Origin of the sequence: Sulfurimonas sp. (genome assembly GCF_016744025.1) — a bacterium.
GTDB lineage: Bacteria > Campylobacterota > Campylobacteria > Campylobacterales > Sulfurimonadaceae > Sulfurimonas.
Genome location: NZ_JADGFC010000153.1, coordinates 1 through 4,908, shown reverse-complemented (window position 1 = coordinate 4,908; position 4,908 = coordinate 1). Strand labels below are relative to the sequence as shown.

Annotated in this window: 5 protein-coding genes and 1 rRNA gene; all 6 read right to left on the bottom strand. The window is 33.9% G+C overall.

Annotation, left to right across the window (positions count from 1 at the left end):
- Window positions 1-75: 75 nt before the first annotated feature.
- A complete protein-coding gene (locus tag QZZ48_RS14010; RefSeq protein ID WP_294966877.1) occupies window positions 76-729 on the bottom strand; it encodes a hypothetical protein in 654 nt (217 codons plus the stop codon).
- 10 nt (window positions 730-739) lie between these two features.
- The gene (locus tag QZZ48_RS14005; RefSeq protein WP_294966876.1) at window positions 740-1,654 is read right to left on the bottom strand and encodes a DUF5309 family protein; all 915 of its coding nucleotides are present in this window, start codon (window positions 1,652-1,654) and stop codon (window positions 740-742) included.
- An 11-nt stretch (window positions 1,655-1,665) separates the two neighbouring features.
- A complete protein-coding gene (locus QZZ48_RS14000) occupies window positions 1,666-2,232 on the bottom strand; it encodes a hypothetical protein (protein WP_294966875.1) in 567 nt (188 codons plus the stop codon).
- The gene (locus tag QZZ48_RS13995; protein WP_294966874.1) at window positions 2,222-2,494 is read right to left on the bottom strand and encodes a hypothetical protein; all 273 of its coding nucleotides are present in this window, start codon (window positions 2,492-2,494) and stop codon (window positions 2,222-2,224) included. The genes QZZ48_RS14000 and QZZ48_RS13995 overlap by 11 nt, the downstream gene beginning before the upstream one ends.
- A 58-nt stretch (window positions 2,495-2,552) precedes the next feature.
- On the bottom strand, window positions 2,553-4,160 hold the full coding sequence (locus QZZ48_RS13990) for a hypothetical protein (protein ID WP_294966873.1): 1,608 nt from the start codon (window positions 4,158-4,160) through the stop codon (window positions 2,553-2,555).
- A gap of 241 nt (window positions 4,161-4,401) precedes the next feature.
- Window positions 4,402-4,517 (bottom strand): 5S ribosomal RNA (rrf, locus tag QZZ48_RS13985).
- Window positions 4,518-4,908 lie beyond the last annotated feature (391 nt).

Here is a 4,908-nt window from a genome sequence, read left to right as displayed (position 1 = left end):
TCTTCATTAAAAAGTATACTTGCCTCTTTTATGGCAGGTAAATTTTTTACTAACTTTGCCATTAAATCTCTAAACTTATCCATCTATTCTCCTTATCATTAACTTATCAAGCTCTATTAAGTCATCTCTACTTAACTCATCATCTTGATATTTCATAAAATCATCTACAAATTTTCTATATGAAGAATCTAGCTCAACTGTTTGATCTATTAAGTAAAGCCCAAGTATTTTTAAAAAAGACTCTTCCCATACGAATCTATCAGTTACGAGACTGTCATCTATATTGTATGGTTTATAAAAGCCCAAAGATTTCAAACTATCTTCTATAGTTTTAGCCTCACTATTGTAACAATCTAACTCATACTCACTTAGCTCTCTTAGTGCCATATTCCAAAATCTCACTTGAGTTTTATAATCAAATGAGAGTAGAGATGTGCATGTGTAAACCAATGCGTTTAATAGCTTAGGATTTACAAAATCCATGCTATCTTCATCTGCAAGTGGGGCATTAAAAGTTCTAACAAAGTACTTTTTGTCTATTCTTTTATATGTTTTAAAAGTGCGATAATCTATTTCCATGTATTCATAAAGCGTTATGGGAGAGCTTAACACTCTCTCATATGCCATACCAAGCACTAGCCTAAAAGTACCATCAGCTATTAATTCGTCTACTTTTACATCACCTCTAAGATTGAGGCTTATAAGTTTTTTAAACTCAGCTAGTGTCATCTGTTTTCCTTTATGAAATTTTTAAACCCTTAAGTCTGATAAACGCAAAAGGATTATCAACTCTTAAAGTAAACTCACTTCTTAACTCTTTTTCAATCGCATCATTACTAGTTAGGAGGTTATGGTTTTTCATAGCTCTCCAATCTACCTTATGAATCAAATTAGGACGACAAAAAAGTATTTCATCAGCTGCTAAATCAGGACTTAAATGAATTTTAAGATTATTTCCGTAAGGAGTCTGCCCAATAGTAGTTACATTGTTTTCAATTTTGTTATCACTCATTTTTGATTGAGATTTAGAAAATATAATGTCATCTAATCTATCTTTTTGAAAATCTCCCATCATGATATTAGACATTGTCACACCATTTAGAAAGCCCATTTTTAAAGCTTCTCTAAAAAGATTCCAATCAAGAGCAAGATTAGAAATTGTCAAAGTGTTATTTACAGTTGCAAAGTGAAAAAGTCCTCCACTTCTACCAGCAACTGTTTTAGTTCTTTGTACTGGAGCTGTATCTGAAAGTAGAATCTTTTCTAAAGTTCTTATATGCTTAGTTTGAGTTTTATCTAGCTGTTTTGCTAAAGACTTTTTACCCTCAATGTTTTCACCAGCATCTTCACTCTCACTTACTCCATATGCATTTTTTACAATCTGAAAGTGATTTAAAAGTTGAGAACCTACAAAGTATTCAGATTCTGCAGGAACTCCACCCTCTAAATGAGCATTATCTTCATCACCTTCAGGTGCTACATCATAAAACCATGTGTGTCCAGCTGCTGCTTTTCCTTTTCTGCTTTCAGGAGCACTTGCTGTAATTAAACTCAAAAAGGGTGCTTCTTTTACCCCTATCTCTGTTATGGTTCTTCCTAAAACCGTAGCTTCTTTTCCAAAAGCTTTTTCAGTTGTTACTATTCCACTTGCCATCTTTTACCTCTTTAACTTAGTTTTAAAAACAATGCTTCACGCTCATGTGGATTTGCATTGCCATTTTTTACTTTAGTAGTCAGCTCTTCTAAGCTAGTTTCTCTACCACCACGTCCACCCTCAAAAGCAGGGTCATCTTCACTAGCATTTTTAAACTCATTTAAGTAAGTAAGCTCAATCCCTGCTGCATTGAAAAGTTCCTGTCCGCTGCCTTTGTCTTTTGTATCCATCTCTTTTAAATGAGTTACAATTTTGTCCATAGCAGATGAATCGAACTCAGGATGTCTTTTTTTAATACCATTAGTTATAGATGTAAGAGCTTTACTTGTTTTTAACTCTTCTAGGGCTTCTCTGTCTTCATCACTCAAAGCACTGGCTGGAGATTCATCTTTTTTATCTTTTGGCTTATCTTTGTCTTTTTTACCATCATCAAGATTTTCATCATCAATGTTCTCGTCACCAACATCATTGTTGTCATCTTCACCACTACCTGCACCATCATCTTCAACTATGCCTAGAAACATAAATCCAAAAAATAATGAAAAAAGTACTGGCATAAAACCATGTTTATGCATCATGGTTATCCTCATCTTTTTTATTTTCAGGATTTTCAGCAAGAGGTGCTTCTCTTTTTTCAAACTCTACTTTATTTTTTGGCATTTCTCTCCACTCTTTAGCTTCAAAAACATGCACCTTTTTTTTACCTGTTTTTTCTCTTACAAGTTGACTTCCAACTGTGTGTGTACCATCTATTTTTAAGCCTTTGTCAGTTTCAAAAAGCTTGCTTGGTAACTGCTTTGTGATAACACCTAAGTTTTCATAATTCGTTTTCATCTGCATTGCATCTCCTTTTTTATTTACCTTTATTTTAGACTATCGCTTTCCTAAACTTTATATATCACACACCTCCACTCATAGCAACTTCACGTTCTATCTCTTCAGGTGTTGGTTGGGGTTGTTCATCAGGCTCAACAAAAGTATTTTCAGTATCTGCATTTTCTCCACGTATTAGAGTAAGCACTTCATTGAGAATCTCATTTATTTTGTCAGGATTTGAGTTTTGATTTTGCAACAACATTTGAAGTAGTGAACTAAGCTCACTAACTTTTACATTTTTACTTATAGTCGTTCCAAAGTTCACACTAACATCAGCTTTAAGAGCTTTTCGTCTTCCATAGTTACCTACCACTTCCAAGATGTTCTCATCTTCAGTAAGATTTATAAAATCTTCATCACTAGTATGACGGTAAACAATGTCTATAAAGCTATCGGCATAGCTTTGAAGCATAGGCAAAAGAGTTATAACCATAGTCTCTATTCTCATGCTAGAATTTGCATTTACAGTAGTGAGAGCAGATGCAGCACGTCTATCGGCTGGACCAGTTTCACCCTCTAAAATAGAGTTAACACCTCCTGCACGACTATGGTCTCTATCAAGTATTTCTATATCTTCACTAAGAGCATACGTTCCTGTTGGGTCAAAACGTTGTATGACATCTCCTATGCTTTTGCCCATACCAGCTTTTACTTTTATGAACTTCTCTCTGTTCTTAATGTCGTTTGTATTGACTACACCATTTTCAGTATTGATAGCATAGCTAGGGTCTATTGCCTCTTCAATTAAATCTATTTTTTGATTTCGTTTTATGTTGTACTCTTCTTGAATGGCACGAAGTTTATCTATGACACAAGAGCCATATACTAAAACTTCTTGATCACGCTCACTTTTGTCTAAAGTAGGTATTTTTTCTACTGTATAACCATAATGAAAAGGGCTTTTTTTGAACATAGCTTTTCTTAAAAGCACACCATCACAGTAAGAGAAAAGTTCCCAAGTAACTAACCCCTGAGTAATTCTTTTATGATAAATATCTTTTATTTCTACTCTCTCATACAAAGCACTATCAAGTCCTCTTGGAAAAAGTTTTGTTTTTTCAGCTTTTTTCATAGGGTATATTTGTGATTCTATTTTGTCCCATATAGCTTTTTTTGATTCTTTCCATTTGTTACACATGTACTGCACGTCATTTATGTCAGTAGCTTCATAATCAAATGAAATATTGTTTATGGGAATTTGTTTAGTTTTTGCAGTTTGTGAGTTTTTATCATAAGCTAAAGACACAATGCCCAAAGGAAAAGTAACTGCACTAAGTATAGCTTTAGAGAGTCCAACAAGAGGTTTCCACTGCTCCCATCTTTTTTTAGCTACCACTATGAGAGCATTTTTTAGTTTTGTATCGTGTTTGTTTTTTAGTCCTGTTGGGTTTATCTCTATTGGAAAACCATCAGCTAAAAAAGAGGTTATTATAATAGCGTGGATTATATCTACTGTGTTTCGTGAAAGTGGAACGTAAAGATCACTACGTTTTTTCTTGCGTAATTTCTTTTTGTATTTCTCAGTATATTTAGCTTTGTAAATTCGCTCAATATCGAGCCATTCATCTTCATAGCGTTCCATTTCACTAAACGCTTTGTTGATTAGCTCTAAGTTGTGTGATGCACTCATGTAAAAACCTTTTAGTTTTTACATTGATTGTAACTACACGCTTTCCTAAAATTTATATATTGGTATTATGTAAGTAAGAATAACCTTCCGAACTTGCAGGAACGGAAGGAAAGACTTTTTATAATGAGAGTCTAACTCATGAGTTTGTAATTAATCAATAAATTGACCGACGATTTTACAAACTATCAATATTAGTCGAATAATGTTTTTATAATGCATCATGATGGCTTTCCTTTACTAACTTCCGCAATGACTTACCCTCCCACACTAGTAAAGTGCAGTACTCTCAGCGATGAAATGCTTAGCTTCCTGGTTCGACATGGCACAGGGCGTTTCCAATCCTCTATAATCACGGTATAGGTAAAAAAAAAGCCCCGCTCTCACAAGGAGAAACGAGGCTTTTTAGTATTGGATTAAAAAGCTGCAACTTTTTAAACCATCGTTATTTATGCATTAACATTATTCGGCACGTATTCGACAACACACCACAGACCAACGACACGTTGAATCTTCACATAAATCGACAATTTATCTAAAGAATAAACATGTGCACCTTCTTGAAAGGTTCGTGATTATAGCTTAAGTTAAATTAAGTACTTATTAAGTAAAACTCTTAATTCCTTTTAATTATACTCCACCCATACTCTCTTAACGGGTTCACTATTTATATAATATATCCCTTCACTCTCATTAAAAATGACACCATTAACATCAGTAGTTTTTATCTCTTTACCACCAACTCCAATAC

Bases quoted from the DNA above. Each gene is read 5' to 3' on its own strand.
- QZZ48_RS14010 (WP_294966877.1), bottom strand. From the start codon at position 729: ATGACACTAGCTGAGTTTAAAAAACTTATAAGCCTCAATCTTAGAGGT.
- QZZ48_RS14005 (WP_294966876.1), bottom strand. From the start codon at position 1,654: ATGGCAAGTGGAATAGTAACAACTGAAAAAGCTTTTGGAAAAGAAGCT.
- QZZ48_RS14000 (WP_294966875.1), bottom strand. From the start codon at position 2,232: ATGATGCATAAACATGGTTTTATGCCAGTACTTTTTTCATTATTTTTT.
- QZZ48_RS13995 (WP_294966874.1), bottom strand. From the start codon at position 2,494: ATGCAGATGAAAACGAATTATGAAAACTTAGGTGTTATCACAAAGCAG.
- QZZ48_RS13990 (WP_294966873.1), bottom strand. From the start codon at position 4,160: ATGAGTGCATCACACAACTTAGAGCTAATCAACAAAGCGTTTAGTGAA.